Raw genomic sequence first — 15,831 nt, 5'->3', positions numbered from 1 at the left:
TCTCGCCGCCGCGCTTGCATCGGCGGGCTCGCAGGCTGTCACGAAAGTGTCGTCTTGAGTCCTTAAGTTTCAGGCCCCGGGCGATTCGCGTCGCTCCTCCCTTCTGGAATCGACGGCTGCGCGACAGGAAATGGCAGGCTCCCCGCTATTGGGTCATGTGGTCGCGCTGGCACGAAGACTGATCTCGCTGTCTCTCATGGCCGGAGCGGGCGCCGCGCATGCGCAACCGATCGAGTCCGTGACCATCGCGCCGGGATCGAGCGAGTCGCAGATCGAATTCAACATCCCGGCCCAGCCATTGCCCATCGCACTCGACCAGTTCGCCAACGCGGCGCGGCAGTCGGTGCTGTTCGACGACGAACTGGTGGATGGCCGCAGCTCGGCGGCCGTGCAAGGGCGCTACACGCCGCTGGCGGCTTTGCATGCGCTGCTCGCCGGAACCGGCCTGACGGCGGAGAACGTCGGGGGCCACCGGGACCGGATCGCGGCCTTCGTGCTGAAGACAGCTCCGGAGGTCGCGACCCGCGATGTTCCCGCCGAGCTGCATCGCCGCTACGACGGCTCGGTGCAGGCCGGGGTGTGGAAGGCCCTGTGCGCCGACCCGCGCACCGCCCCCAGCGACTACCGCGCGATGCTGCGCTTCCAGGTGGATGCCGCCGGCCTGGTGCGCCAGGCGCGCCTGTTCGCGTCGACCGGCAACCGGCAGCGCGACGCGGCCGTGATTTCGACGCTCTCGGCGCTGCGCGTCGAGCCGCCGCCGCCCGACCTCAGGCAGCCTCTGACGCTGATCGTGCTGCCGCTCGATGCCGTCGCGCAGGCGCGCGTCTGCCAGCCGGTGCCCTGACCATGGCCGAAGACGTCCTGCCGCTGTTGCGCAGCTTCCTGGTCCAGCGCTATGGCGACCTGAAGCGCCGGCTGCGCCGCACGGTGGGCAACGACGAGCTCGCCGACGATGCGCTGCACGACACCTGGTTGCGTTTGCAGCGCGGCGAGATCCAGGGGCCGATCGCCAATCCGCAGGCCTACGTGATGCGGATGGCGGTGAACTTCGCGCTCGAGGCGCGGCGCGGCCAGCAGCAGCTGCTGTCCGCCGAAGACGCGCAGGTGCTGCTCGACCTGGTGCCCGACGGCGCGGCCGGACCGGACCGGGTGGCCGAGGACCGCTCGCAGCTGCAGGCGCTCCACGAGATCCTCGAGAAGATGCCGGCGCGGCGGCGCGACATCCTGCTGCTGGTGCGCTGGGAGGGCTGGTCGCAGCAGGACGTCGCCAAGCACCTGGGGGTGTCGCTGCGCACCGTCGAATACGAACTGAAAGCGGGCCAGGACTACTGCGCGACCCGCCTCGCGCAGCGAAACGGCAGGCCGGGATGAAGATGTCGAGAAGAAATAGTTCGGGGATTCGCCGCGCGAAATCCATCTTGAGAGAAGGCAGGCGTGCGACGGACCGCACGGGCAGCGCGAGGCGAAGGAGCTGAGATGCGCGACCTCTCCGATTCATCCGACAAGACCGATTTCCCCGAGCTGCTGCGCCAGGACGCGCATGCCTGGCTGGTGCTGCTGACCTCGGGCAAGGCGACGCAGGAGGATGCGCAGGCGTTCCAGCGCTGGCGTGCGCTCGGCCCGCGCCATCAGAAGGCCTTCGAGGAGGCGCGCGACCAGTGGCGCCTGCTGAAGCCCGCCTTCGGCAAGCTGCTGGGCACGCGCGCGGAACTCGCGCGCCACCACCAGCGCCTGCTGCAGCGGTCGTCGCTCGGTCGTCGCGTCTTCCTGGGCGCGGCCGTGAGCGCCGCGGCGGTCGCGGGCGTGGCCGTGGTGCATCCGCCGCTGGGGCTGTGGACGCCGCTGGACGAATGGAACGCGGACTACCGCACCGCGGCCGGCGAGCAGCGCTCGGTGGCGCTGACGAGCCAGGTCGACGTGACGATGAACACCCGCACCAGCGTGCGCCAGGTCGCCGCGGAGGGCCGGACCGTCGGCCTGATCCTGCTGGCCGGCGAAGCGGCGGTCGACGTGCGCGCCGCCGAGCGCGCCTTCGGCGTGGTCGCGGGCAAGGGGCGCAGCCTCTGCGGGGGCGGGAAGTTCGAGGTGCGCTTTCTCGATGGCAAGGCCTGCGTGACCTGCATCGAGGGCGCGGTGCGCGTCGAGCATCCGGCGGGCAGCCTGTCGTTGCGTGTGGGGCAGCAGGCGAGCTACGACGACGCATCGATCGGCGCGCCGGTCGCGGTCGATCCGGCCGATGCGGCCGCCTGGCGCCGGGGCGAGCTGGTGTTCAAGCGCAGCCCGCTGTCCGCGGTGATCGACGAGATCAACCGCTACCGGCCCGGGCGCGTCGTGCTGATGGCGCCGTCGCTGCGCCACAAGACCCTCAGCGCCCGCCTGCAGTTCAAGGCGCTCGATGCGGCGCTGCTGCAGATCCAGCGCTCGTTCGACCTGAGCGCGCGGTCGTTGCCGGGCGGTGTGCTGATCCTGAGCTGAGGGTGGATTCGATGACCGCGTCATGACAGCGGTCGTCGGCCCGGGAGAAAAAAATTCTTCGGGGTTTCGCGCGGTGCCAGCCATCTAGAAGGGACGGGCCTTGCATCGGCGGCTTCCAGCCGCAGCGGTGTCGGGTTCTCTCCAGAAATGGCGGGCCGCGCGAGGGGCCGGCCGTGGCAACGACTCAACCAGCGGGCGGGAACATCACATGAGCACAGGCGGACGCAACGGCGCGGCCAGGCAGGCGACACAGGCGAAGCACCATCCACGGGCGAGGCACGATCTGCGGAGGGCGCCGATCGCGCGGGCCATCGCGATGGCGCTGGCGGCCGGCGGCCTGCTCGGCACGGCGCATGCGCAGCGCGCGTTCAGCGCGGGCTGGATGGCGCAGAAGAACATGGCGCAGAACACCGCCATCGCCACGGGCCGGCTGCCCAACGGCATGCCGGCGTCGAGCCTGACGAGCACGCAGGCGCAACAGCAGCAGGCCAATGCGCAACTGCAGCGTTCCATCGGCAACCTCAACCTGGCGGCGCAGGCGATCGCGGCGCAGCAGGGCGCGCAGGCCGCGGCACGGCAGGCGGCCGCGAACGATCCGGCGTCCGTTCCCGACGGCCTGGCCGACGGCGGCCTCAAAGTCGACACCGATTCGCTGACCGCCGGCTGGCTCAACGCCAACGCGCCCGTGCAGACCGTGTCGAACGGCCGCACCAACGTCGCGATCCGGCAGACCGCCGACCGCGCGATCCTGAACTGGGAGACCTTCAACGTCGGCAAGCAGACGACGGTGGAGTTCCAGCAGCAGTCGGCCTGGAGCGTGCTGAACAAGGTCAACGATCCGCAGGCGCGGCCCTCGCAGATCCAGGGGCAGATCAAGGCCGACGGCACGGTGATGATCGCCAACCGCAACGGCATCGTGTTCTCGGGCTCGAGCCAGGTCGACGTGCGCAACCTGGTGGCGGCTGCGGCCAGGATCACCGACAACCAGTTCACGAGCGGCGGCCTGTACGGCGCCAGCGTGGCGACCCCCACCTTCACCGACGCGCTCGGCAAGGTCGAGGTGCAGGCCGGCGCGAAGATCACGACCACCGAGCCGCGCTCGGTCACCGACGGCGGCGGCTACGTGATGCTGCTGGGCACCGAGGTCTCCAACGCCGGCGAGATCGCCACGCGCAAGGGCCAGGCACTGCTGGCCGCGGGCGACAGCTTCCTGATCCGCAAGGGCGTGGGCACCGACGGCAACACCTTCTCCACCACGCGCGGCAGCGAGGTCGCGCCGCAGTTCATTGCCGACAGCACCGCGGGCAAGGTCGTCAACAGCGGCCTGCTGCTGGCGCGCGAGGGCGACATCACGCTCACGGGCCGCGACCTGCGGCAGAACGGCGTGGCCGTGGCCACCACCACGGTCAACACGCGCGGCACGGTCCATCTGCTGACCTCGGCCAACGATGCCAAGGGCACCGTGCGCATGGGCGAAGGCGCGGTCACGGCCATCGTGACCGAGGACGACGGCAAGACCACCGCGCTCGACTCCCAGCGCGATGCGCTGATCAAGGACTCGGCGGCACTCGACCAGCTGCGCGCCCTGGCGGCCGCCACCTCCGGCAGGAACTTCGACAACCTGTCCACGCTGACCGACCGGCGCGACCTGTCGCGCATCGAGATCGTCGGCGGCAGTGCGGTCGACTTCGAGGGCGGCTCGCTGACCCTGGCCACCGGCGGCCAGCTCGCCGTGTCGGCCGGCAACGCGGCGGCCGGCACGCGGGAGGACGTCGCCACCACCACGCCGGCCACCTTCGGCGCGATCCGCGTGCGTTCGGGCGCGCAGCTCGACGTGTCGGGCAGCGTGGGCGTGCGGGTGGCGATGGAGAGCAACGACGTCAAGGTCAACGTGCAGGGCAACGAGCTGCGCGATGCGCCGCTGAACCGCGACGCGGGCAAGCTGTTCAATCGCGACCTCTGGGTCGACCGCCGGCGCCTCGTGCGCGTGCCCGCGGCCGCGGGCGTGTACGACAGCGACCGCTGGTACACGGCCGGCGGGCTGCTCGAGGTCAGCGGCTACCTGGGCAACCAGGGCCACGGCATCGGCGAATGGACGGCGCAGGGCGGCATCGTCAACCTGGCCGGCGACAGCACCGTCACCGCGGCGGGCTCGAACATCAACCTGTCGGGCGGCACGCTCGACGTGCAGACCGGCTCCATCCACAACACCTGGCTCAAGGGCAGCGACGGGCGGCTCTACACGGCGAACAACGCGCCGGCGGACCTGGTCTACAGCGGCGTGTACGTGGGCTACGAGGACAAGCACGCGCGCTGGGGCGTGACCGACTCCTTCTACAACCCGCTGATCGCGCCGCAGCGGCAGATGGAGAACGGCTACACCGTGGGCCGCGACGCGGGCTCGCTGGTCATCGCCTCGGCCAACGCGCTGCTCGATGGCGACATCGAGGCGCGGGTCTACAACGGGCCGCGGCAGACCGACGCGCGACCGCTGACGGTGAGCGATGCCTACAAGCTGAGCCAGACGCAGGCGGCGCTGCCGGCGCGGCTGGTGATCCAGACCTACGACCCGACGCTCAAGACCGACGGGTCGAGTCCGCGCCTGCAGAGCATCTCCGACGTGCGCATCGACAACGAGCGCCCGTCGGACGAGCAGCTGCCGAGCGCGATCGCCAAGACGGGCAACCTCGTGTGGATGAACCGCGACCGCCTCAACGACGCGGGGCTCGGCGGCCTGAAGACGGTGGCCTTCGGCGACCTGACGATCGGCGGCGACCTCGCGCTGGCGCCGGGCGGCGCGATGGACTTCACCACCTCGGGCAACGTCACGCTCGACGGCAGCCTGAGCGCGCGCGGCGGCTCCGTGAGCCTGGTGGGCGGCACCGGCCTGTTCGGCGACCTCCACGGCCTGACGGTTCAGCGCGGCGTCGTGATTGACACGCGCGGCCTGTGGACCAACGCGGCGCTCGACCCCGCGAGCGCCTGGGGCGCGGCCTTCCGCAACGGCGGCACGGTGACGCTGGTCACCAATGGCGCGCTGCAGCTCGAGTCGGGTTCGCGCATCGACGCCTCGGCTGGCGCGGCGCTGCTGTCGAACGGCAGCGTGCTCGGCGGCGCGGGCGGCGACGTCAGCCTCAGCGCGGGCGGCCTGGTGATCGATGGCGGCGGCACCATCGCCTCCTACGGCTTCACCCGCGGCGGCAAGCTCAGCATCGTCACGCCGGCGGCGATCTCCATCGGCGGCACGCTGCTGGCGACCCGCGGCCTGCTCGCGCCCGGCGAGGCGGCGCCCTTCGATCTCACGGTCGGCGCGGACTTCGTGCTGCCGGCCGGCACCACGCTGCCCTTCGAGCTGAAGGTGTCCTCGGGCGACTTCATCCGGCTGGGCGCGGTGGTGCCGCCCAACGCCATCGTGAACATCCCCTTCAACAAGCCGGTCACCGTTGGCCCCAACGGCTGGACCACGCCGATCGACGGCGTGTACGCAAGGGATCCGGTGACGGGCGTGCAGACGGCCTATGCGGCCGGCAGCCTCGTCCCGGCCGGCTACCTCGTGGTGACGATCCAGAATTCCTTTCCGGCCGGCTACGTCATGCCGGCCGATGCCTTCACGGCACCGCTGCCGATCTACCGACGCACCACCACCTATGCCGCCGGCACCGTGCTGGCGATGGACCTCGACGTCATCGCCGGCACCGCCTTGCAGCGCGGTGCCGTGCTGCCGGTGGCGGCGTCGGTCATGCCGGTGTTCGAGGTCACCGATGCCCAGGCCTTCTTCCAGCAGGGCTTCTCGGCCTACAACCTGAGCGGCGCGGCCGGGGCGGTCGTGAAGCCGGGCACCAAGGTCGACGTGGCGATGCCGATCTACCGCCTCACCGGCGCCAGCCTCGGCAGCGGCGCGCCGCAGCAGTCGCTGGCCGGCGATGCGCTGGCCGAGGCCGCGCAGCTCTACCTCCCGCCGCTGTTCACCGAGAACGCGCTCAAGGGCACGCTCAAGCAGCGCGCCGGCGCCGACCTGTCGCTGACCGGCGGCATTCCCAATCCGGTCGCGGGCGCGGTGGCGAATCCGCTGGTCAGCGGCGGCATCGTGATCGGCGAGGGGGCGGTGGTCAGCGTCGATCCGGGCCGGCGCATCGACCTCACCAGCAAGGGCCAGATCACCGTCGACGGCAGCTTCGTAGCGCCGGGCGGCGCGATCTCCATCGTCAACACGCGCAACCTGGACGACGTGGCCGCGGCCTGGCGCATCGCCCATCCCAACGAATGGAACTACGAGGACAACGATCCCGCCGACGCGATGTCGGTGTGGATCGGCGAACACGCGGTGCTCGATGTCGCGGGCCGCGCCTACACCGCGCTCGACGCGCAGGGCCGGCCCTACGGCACCGTGCTCGACGGCGGTGCCATCGTGCTCGGCAGCCTGGGCGGCAAGAACCCGCTCGCGAGCGGCGTCATGTCCAGCAGTTCCTACGTGGTCGTGCGCCCGGGCGCGCGCATCGATGCCTCGGGCGCGAGCGCCGTGCTCGACGTCGCGGCCGGCAGCGTCGGTGCCGCCGGTCCCGCGCGCGCGCCGCGGACGGTGGCCAGCGACGGCGGATCGATCACGATCAGTTCCTACCAGAGCTTCTTCCTCGACGGCGAGCTGCGCGCCGCGGCCGGCGGCGCGGGCGCCAGCGGCGGCAGCCTGTCGCTGGTGCTCGAGTCGCCGGTCTACGGCGGCCCCTTCGGCATCGATCCGCTGACCCGGCCGGGCCGCGTGATCATGGTGGCGCAGGACGACCGGCCCGGCAGCCTCGCGGCCGACCTGGCGCCCGGCGCGCTCGACGACGGCTTCGTCGTCGGCACGGCGCGCGTGAGCGCCGCGCAGGTCGCGCGCGGCGGCTTCGACAGCCTGTCGCTGTGGGCGCGTTCCGGCCTCTTCTTCGACGGCGACGTCGACCTGCGCCTGGGCCGCAGCCTCGCGTTGCAGCAGGGCCTGATCTACCAGACCACGGCCGGCGCCAATGTGCGGCTCGCCGCGCCCTACCTGCTGTTCGACGGCGGCGTCCAGATGGTGGGACGCTCGCCGTCCTCGCAGGTGCCGCTGGTGGGCGGCGCCAAGCTGCCCGACCACGAGACCGGCGGCAGCTTCACGGCCGAGTCCGACCTGATCGACCTGCGCAACGCGGTGCGCATGCAGTTCGACCGCACGCTGCTGCAGAGCAGCGGCGACCTGCGCTTCCTCGCCGGCACCGCCTCGGCGCCCGAGGCGCAGCTCAACGATTCGTCGGGGCGCACGACCGAACTGCGCGCCTGGGGCGATCTCGAGCTGGCGGCCGCGCAGGTCTACCCGGTCAGCGGCGCGGTGGCCGTGGCCCGCGTCGGCGCGGGCAAGGCGCCCGATGCCACGACCTCGTCCGTGCTGTCGATCCGCTCGACAGGCGACGTGCCCGCGCAGCCCTATTCGGTGCTGGGCAGCCTCACGCTGAACGCCGATGTCATCCGCCAGGGCGGCGTCGTGCGCGCGCCCTTCGGTTCGCTGACGCTCAACGCGACGCGCGAGGTCGAGCTGCTCGACGGCAGCGTCACCTCGGTCGGCACCAGCGGCCTCGCGATGCCCTTCGGCGGCACGGTGGACGGCGTCAACTACACCGTCAACGGCGTGGACGTTCTCAAGCCGGCCCTGGGCTCGGGCCAGTTCGGCGGGGTCTTCACCAAGGACGAACTCGGCATCAACGGCCAGGTCGGCATCCGGATCAACGCGGCCTCGCTGGTTGGCGATGCCGGCTCGCTGCTGGACCTGTCGGGCGGCGGACAGCTGCTGGGCGCGGCCTTCGTCACCGGCCGCGGCGGCTCGGTCGACACGCTGCTCAGTCCGCTCAAGGCGGGCGGCAAGGTCTACGCCATCGTGCCCGGCGCGAAGACGGCGCCGGTGCCCGGCGGCTACAACGCGGCCTGGACCGGCGCGGCGCCCGGCATCGGCCAGCAGATCACCCTTCCCGACGGCGTGCCCGGCCTGGCCGCCGGCACCTACACCCTGATGCCGGCCAACTACGCCCTGCTGCCCGGCGCCTTCCGCGTCGAGCTCGGCGGTGCGGTGCAGGAGTTCGCGGGTGCGCTGCCGCTGCGCAACGGCTCCTACGCGCTGACCGGCGTGCAGGGCATCGCCAACACCGCCATCCGCGATTCGCTCGGCACCATGGTCACGGTCACGCCGGGCACCACGCTGCGCACCTACTCGAGCTACAACGAGCAGGGCTACGACCAGTTCCAGTTCGCGCGGGCGAACACCTTCGGCACCCTGCGCCCGCAGCTGGAGATCGACGGCAAGCAGCTGATCTTCAATGCCCGCGTCGCGCCCGACAACGCCAACGCCAGCGCGCTGGTGTTCAACGGCCGCGCCGACTTCTCGGCCGCCCGGGGCGGCTATCCGGGCGCCTTCTCGCTGCTCGGCGGCGTCTACACCGATCCCGCCGGCACCAACCTCGTCATCACCGCCGACGGCAGCGCCACGCGCAACGACGCCACCACGATCGCCGTGGCGGCCTCGGAGATCGGCAAGCTGCAGGCGCCCAACCTCTACATCGGCGGCATGCCGAACGTCACCACGCCGAACATCGCCCTGCAGGGCGTGATCGGCAACGAAGGCCTGATGGCGAAGAACCTGGTGCTCGAGCGCGGCGTGACGCTGACCGGCGGACAGGTGGTGCTCGGCGCCGCCAGCAAGATCACGCTCGAGGAGGGCGCCAGCATCAGCACGCTCGGCCAGGGCACGAGCTGGCTCGATTCGCGCAACGGCCTTCTTTTCGGCCCCAAGGCCTCGCCCTTCGGCAGCACGGCCATCCTGCTGGTGTCCAACGGCACCTTCACGCTCGATGCGCCCTCGGGCCTGTACGGCAGCAACATCGAGCTCAAGGACGGCGTGGCGCTGTACTCCGAAGGCACGGTGGGCTTCTATTCCGACCTCGGCGTGTCGCTGGTCGGCACGCCGAAGATCGGCACGCGCAACCTGTCGCTCGCCGTGCCCTCGTTCAACATCGGCACCGCGGCCGCGCTGGCGGCGGTGGCGCAATTGCCCGCGGGCATGAGCCTGGACCAGGGCATCCTCGACACGCTGTTCGCCGGCAATCGCGCCGCGGGCGTGCCCGCGATCGAGAACCTGGTGCTGAGCGCGGGCAAATCGATCAACTTCTTCGGCACGGTCGACCTCGACACCATCGACCCGGCCACCGGCAAGTCGCACCTGAAGCAGCTGGTGTTCAACAGCCCCGCGATCTACGGCTATGGCGCGGCCGGCGACACGGTGCGCCTGAGCACCGACACGCTGGTGTGGAACGACACCTTCACGAAGGTCATCAACGACAACGCCAGCCGGCCGCTGTACGGCAGCGCCGCGCCGGGTGCCGTGATGGCGGGCGGCCCGGGCAGCGGCCGCTTCGAGGTCAACGCGAACAGCATCGTGTTCGGCTACCCGACACCGGCGCAGCCCAACAGCTCGGTGCGCTTCGACCGGCTGATGCTGGGCTTCTCGGATGTGGCGCTGAACGCCAGCGAGCGCATCGTCGGCAATGCCAACGGCACGGTCTCGATCTACCAGAACGGCGCCGATCCGAGCACCGCCTTCGATCCCGCCACCTACGCCGGCACCGGCGCGACGGTGCGGCTGAACACGCCACTGTTCACGGCCGAGCCCGGCGCTGTGCTGGGGCTGTACGCCGGCGGCGCGCTGAGCATCGCCTCGCCCGAAGGCGCGGCGGCCGGCACCACCGACAAGGTCGGCGGCCAGATCGACCTGCACGCGGGCCGCATCGACATCGCCTCGGCGATCGTGCTGCCCACCGGCAAGCTGACGCTGACGGCCGAGGGCGACATCACGCTGGCCGCGGGCTCGCGGCTCGACGTGTCGGGCCGCAGCCTCTCGTTCTTCGATCAGGTGCGCAACACCTGGGGCGGCGACATCGTCATCGAGAGCCGGCACGGCAACGTGCTGCAGGCGCAGGGTTCGACGATCGACGTGTCGGCCGCGCACGAGGACGCGGGCACGCTGCGCGTCTCGGCGCTGAACGACGGCGCCGATGCCAGGCCCGATGCCGGCGTCGTTCGCCTCGACGGCACGCTGCGCGGCAGCGGCGCGCAAGGCCATGCGGGCGGCAGCATCGACCTGCGCGCGCAGCGCATCGGCGACAGCGCCGCCACGCTCACGAGCGACTTCGCGGCCCTGAACACCCGGCTCACCGACGCCGGCTTCCTCGGCAGCCGCGGCTTCGCGTTCAAGCAGGGCAACCTGGAGATCGGCGACGAGCTCAAGGCGCGCGACGTCACGGTCTCGGTCGATGGCGGCAGCCTCACGGTGAAGGGCCGCATCGACGCCTCGGGCGAGCGCCCCGGCAGCATCCGCCTGGCCGCGCGCGACGACCTGCGCCTCGCGGGCGGCGCGGTGCTCGATGCGCACGGCACGCTGCTGCAGGTGGACAGCTACGGCCAGCCCATCGAGGCCTTGAACCGCGGCGCGATCGAGCTGACGTCGGCCCAGGGTTGGCTGCGGCTGGAGGACGGCACCACGCTGGACGTGTCGGCGCCGGGCGTGAACTTCGGGCGCGTGGTGCTCAATGCGCGGCGCGCCACCGAGACGAGCGGCGACATCCTGGTCGATGCCTCGGGCCAGGTGAACGTGCGCGGCGCGGCCAGCATCGCGGTGAACGGCTTCTGGACCTACGCGCCCACCGATGCCGCGGGCACCATCGTGCGCGACACCGGCGCCGACAACGTGCCGGCCGGCGCCGTCGGCCTGAACCAGATCGATGCGAAGAGCCAGGTCTTCTACGCCAACGCGCTCGCCAACGGCGCGCTGCAGGGCCGCCTGGCGGGCCTGAAGGCCTATGGCGATGCCTACCACCTGCGCCCGGGCGTGGAGATCGTCAGCAGCGAGGCCTCGGGCGGCAAGCTGACGATCGCCAGCGACATCGACCTCGCGGACTACCGCTACGGCCACGGCGAGCCGATGGCACTGACGGTGCGCGCCGCGGGCGACCTCGACATCAAGGGCAGCATCACCGACGGCTTCGGCAAGCCCAAGGGCTCGCCCGACGACTTCACGGTGCTGTTGCTCGCGGGCGCCAAGCTGAACGCCGACTACGTGCTGCCGGAGAACGCGACGCTGGCGGTCGGCACCACGCTGGGCGTGGGCGTGACCCTGCCCTTCAACATCGAGCTGCACGACGGCGAGGTGCTGCGCGCGGGCGAGGCCACGCCGCGCCAGATCGTGCTGCATCCGGCCTACGACCCGAACGTGGGCGCGAACGTCTACTACTTCGGCGGCGCGAACTCCTGGGGCGAGATGCTGGAGCCGGTCCAGGTGGTCTCGGGACGCGTGGACGACTGGAACTGGAACGGCACCAGCTTCGGCCCCGGAAGCTACATCGCCTACGGCCTGGGCGACGGCGCGGTCATCTACCCCGGCACGGTGTTCCGTTCGGCCACGGCCGGCTATGCCGACGTGGTGCTGGCACCCCCGCCCCAGGTGGCGGCGGGCAAGTCGCTGCCGCAGGCGGTGACGCTGGCCGCGGGCTACACGCTGTCGGCGGCGCTGACCGCGACGGGCACCATCGCCACGCCGACGCGCACCTGGACCGCGGGCATGACCATTCCCGCCGGCACCGTGCTGCCGAGCGGCACGACGCTGGGCACCGGCGCCTCGCTGCCCTTCGACTTCGACATCGCCGCCACCACCTGGCAGGCGGGCAATCCCCTGGTGCTCGTCGGCGGCTACACCCTGACCGTGTCGATGGACCTGCCGGCCGGCACCGTGCTGCCCACGGGCACGGTGGTGTCGACCACGGCGGACGTGCTGTCGATGCGTTCGCGGCCGCTGTGGGCGCTGGCGCCGATGCTCGCGGCCGGCAGCCCGTCGGCCTCGATCCGCCTGGTCGGCGGCGCCGACCTCGCCGCCGCCGACACGCGCGCGTTGCGATCGGCCAGTGCGCTGCGCGGCGCCGGCAACATCACGCTGGACGACTCGCGCATCAGCGGCCTGACGCAGAAGCCGATCTTCAGCGTGATCCGAACCGGCACCGGCGATCTCGACATCCTGGCCGGCGGCGACTTCAGCCAGGCCACGCCCTTCGGCGTCTACACCGCCGGCACCCAGAGCGAGCTGCCCGGAGGCAACGCGGCCTTCGAACTGCCGCGCGCCAAGCTCACCGGCGTGGCCGCCTACGACGCGGCGCTGAACGATCGCAGCACCTGGTTCCCCGACCACGGCGGCGACCTCTATGTCGCCGCGCAGGGCAACCTGACCGACTGGGGACCGTTGAGGGACGACAAGACCACCTCCATCGCGAGCTGGCTGTGGACGCAGGGCGGCGACGGCATGGGACAGCAGCCGGCCTGGTCGATCAACTTCGGCACCTACGTGCAGACCGGCACGCGCTACAACCCCGCCACGGGCCGCAGCGACGCGCTGATCGGCGTCTCGGGCTTCGACGGCTTCGGCGCGCTGGGCGGCGGCAACGTCACGCTGCGCGTGGACGGCCATGCCGGCGTGCTCGAAGCCTACGACCCGAACGCCCTCGATGTCGGCACCCGGCCCGCGGGCGGCCTCACGGTGGCGGTCGGCGCCACCGGCCGCGTGACCTCGGTGACCAGCCGCGACGGCGTCGTGACTGGGGGCACGCTGGTGCAGACCGGCGGCGGCGACCTGCGGCTGAAGATCGGCGGAGCGCTCAATCCGGCGCCGGCCGCGGACCGCCGGGCCCTCGCCGACGAGATGAACGGCACCTTCGCCGACCTGCGCGGCGACATCGCGATCGACGCGGGGTCGATCGGCAGCCTCCAGCTCGCCTACGGCGTCAAGGGCTCGCAGGATCCGCGCGGCGTGGACCTCTACACCGCCAGCCTCGCGGGCAGCGCCGGCGGTCCGGCCATCGTGCCCGGCGACGGCACGGCCAGCTTCCGCACCCGCGGCGACCTGGTGCTGGGTGGCTACGGCGATGCCACCATGCTCGATCCGGGCACCGTCGGGAACTACCAGTTCAACTACACCGTGCTCGGCGCGCTGGCCTCGGACCCGACCAAGGTCGGCGTGGGCCGCAGCTGGTTCTCGCTGTGGACGCCGCGCACGGCCGTCTCTCTGTTCGCCGCCGGCGGCAACCTGGCGCCGTTCTGGGGCCAGGGCACCAGTGTCAACGAACAAGGCTATGGCGGCATCTACGGCATCGCCCTGATGCCCGCGCAGTTCAGGGCCGTGGCCGGCAGCGGCAGCATCTATTACGGATCGCAGCAGAGCAATGCGCCCACCACCTACGAGCTGACACCATCGGCCGGCGGCCAGCTCGAGCTGCTGGCTTCGGATTCGATCTATGCCAGCGGCGCGGGCGAGGCGACGGCGCTGGTCGGCATGTCGGGCGCCCGGGCCGGCATCGACGCGCTGCCCAATCCGTTCAAGCCCGCCTGGCTGCTGGTCGCACCGAACTTCACGTCCAACATCGTCACGCTGACCATCGACGGGATCAACGGCTACGGCACCAACACGCTGGTGCGCATCGCGCCGCCGCCCTTCGTCGGCGGGCCGACGACCTACTCGCCCACGCTGGGGTACTTCGCCTTTCAGCCCGCGGACACGCCGGCCGGCGTGCTGCATGCCGGCGACACCGAGCCGATCCGGCTGTATGCCGTCGACGGCGACATCGTCGGCGCGACGCTGGGCGCCAGCCAGCCGGCCAGCACCTTCGGCGCGCCGCGGCCCGCCACCTACCTCGCGGCCAAGGCCGCGCAGGTGCGCGCGGGGCGCGACATCGTGGGCTTCGGGCTCGGGAATGCCAACGACCCGCTGGGCGCGCCGAGCGTGATCATGAATGCCAACGACACCGACGTCTCGTCGATAGAGGCCGGGCGCGACATCTTCTATGCCAATGCCCGCATCGCCGGCCCCGGCACGCTCGAGGTCGCGGCCGGGCGCAACATCTACCAGGGCGACAAGGGCACGATCGTGAGCATCGGCCAGGTGGTGCCGGGCGACAACCGCGCGGGCGCGGACGTCGTGCTGCAGGCCGGCACCGGTGCCGGCGGCCCGGCCTACGCGGGCCTGATGAAGTACCTGGATCCCGCCAACCTGCTGCCCGAGGGCACCGCGCTCGCGGGTTCGGGCAAGGTGGTCAAGACCTACGAGCAGGAACTGGCCGAGTGGCTGAAGAAGACCCATGGCTTCGGCGGCAGCCCCGCCGAGGCGCTGGCCTACTTCGGCACGCTGGCACCCGAGCAGCAGCACATCTTCCTGCGCACGGTGTACTTCGCCGAGCTGCGCGCGGGCGGACGCGAATACAACGACGAGGCCAGCAAACGCTACGGCTCCTACCTGCGCGGGCGCGATGCGATCGCCGCGCTGTTCCCGAAGCTCGATGCCGAGGGCAAGGCCATCGAGCGCGATGGCGACATCACCCTGTTCGGCGGCTCGGGCGTGCGCACGCTGTTCGGCGGCAGCATCGAGCTGCTGGCGCCCGGCGGGCAGGTGGTGGTGGGCGTGCAGGGCCAGGTGCCGCCCTCGACCGCGGGCATCGTCACGCAGGGCGCGGGCGACATCGGGATCTTCAGCCAGGGCAGCATCCTGCTGGGCCTGTCGCGCATCATGACCACCTTCGGCGGCGGCATCCTCGCGTGGTCGGAAGAGGGCGACATCAACGCCGGGCGCGGCTCGAAGACCACGCTGGTCTACACGCCGCCCAAGCGCGAGTACGACACGCTGGGCAATGTGAAGTTGTCGCCGAATGTGCCGAGCACGGGCGCGGGCATCGCGACGCTCGATCCGATTCCCGAAGTACCGCCAGGCGACGTGGACCTGATCGCGCCGCTGGGCACCATCGACGCGGGCGAGGCCGGTATCCGCGTCTCGGGCAACGTCAACCTCGCGGCCTTGCAGGTGGTGAACGCCGCCAATATCCAGGTCAAGGGCGAGTCGAAGGGCCTGCCGGTGGTGGCTTCGGTCAACGTGGGTGCGCTCACCAATGCGAGCGCGGCGGCTTCTCAAGCCGCGATGGCCGCGCAGGACACGGTGCAGCGCGAACGTGCCACCGCGCGCCAGGCGCTGCCCTCGGTGTTCACCGTGCGCGTGCTGGGCTTCGGCAACGAGCCGGCGGGCACGAGCCCGGGCGACGAGAAGAAGCCGACGCCGCAGACCGGCTCGCTCTCTTCCTCGGCCCCGACGGGCCCCGACGCGCGGATTCCGGTCCAGGTGCTCGGCCATGGCGGCGGCTTCGATGCCTCGGTGCTGTCGATGCTGAGCAACGAAGAGCGGCGCCTGCTGCGGCAAGGCCGCTAGGCCTTCTTCCACGCCTGCCTGCCTGCCTCCTCCGCTCCCGCTTGCCGCGGGGCGGAGGGCGGCCC

The 15,831-nt window shown here is 71.6% G+C and carries 4 protein-coding genes; all 4 read left to right on the top strand.

What is annotated here, in order from left to right; genetic code table 11:
- The first annotated feature begins 196 nt into the window (after positions 1-196).
- The 4 genes from AC07RV_RS06295 to AC07RV_RS06280 all read left to right on the top strand — a co-directional run bounded on the left by AC07RV_RS06295 (position 197) and on the right by AC07RV_RS06280 (position 15,766).
- Positions 197-844 (top strand): TonB family protein, encoded by a 648-nt coding sequence (locus tag AC07RV_RS06295; RefSeq protein ID WP_296786577.1) that lies wholly within the window; start codon positions 197-199, stop codon positions 842-844.
- 2 nt (positions 845-846) lie between these two features.
- Positions 847-1,371, top strand: a complete 525-nt coding sequence (locus tag AC07RV_RS06290; RefSeq protein ID WP_296786574.1) for an RNA polymerase sigma factor — start codon at positions 847-849, stop codon at positions 1,369-1,371.
- A gap of 105 nt (positions 1,372-1,476) precedes the next feature.
- Positions 1,477-2,475, top strand: a complete 999-nt coding sequence (locus AC07RV_RS06285) for a FecR family protein (protein WP_296786572.1) — start codon at positions 1,477-1,479, stop codon at positions 2,473-2,475.
- A gap of 208 nt (positions 2,476-2,683) precedes the next feature.
- Positions 2,684-15,766 (top strand): filamentous hemagglutinin family protein, encoded by a 13,083-nt coding sequence (locus tag AC07RV_RS06280; protein WP_296786571.1) that lies wholly within the window; start codon positions 2,684-2,686, stop codon positions 15,764-15,766.
- Positions 15,767-15,831: the final 65 nt, after the last annotated feature.

The organism is Variovorax sp. GW821-FHT09B01 (genome assembly GCF_059418345.1).
The sequence above is the reverse complement of the archived record's forward strand: the minus strand, read 5'-3'. Positions and strand labels throughout refer to the sequence as shown.

Bases quoted from the DNA above. Each gene is read 5' to 3' on its own strand.
- AC07RV_RS06295 (WP_296786577.1), top strand. From the start codon at position 197: ATGGCCGGAGCGGGCGCCGCGCATGCGCAACCGATCGAGTCCGTGACC.
- AC07RV_RS06290 (WP_296786574.1), top strand. From the start codon at position 847: ATGGCCGAAGACGTCCTGCCGCTGTTGCGCAGCTTCCTGGTCCAGCGC.
- AC07RV_RS06285 (WP_296786572.1), top strand. From the start codon at position 1,477: ATGCGCGACCTCTCCGATTCATCCGACAAGACCGATTTCCCCGAGCTG.
- AC07RV_RS06280 (WP_296786571.1), top strand. From the start codon at position 2,684: ATGAGCACAGGCGGACGCAACGGCGCGGCCAGGCAGGCGACACAGGCG.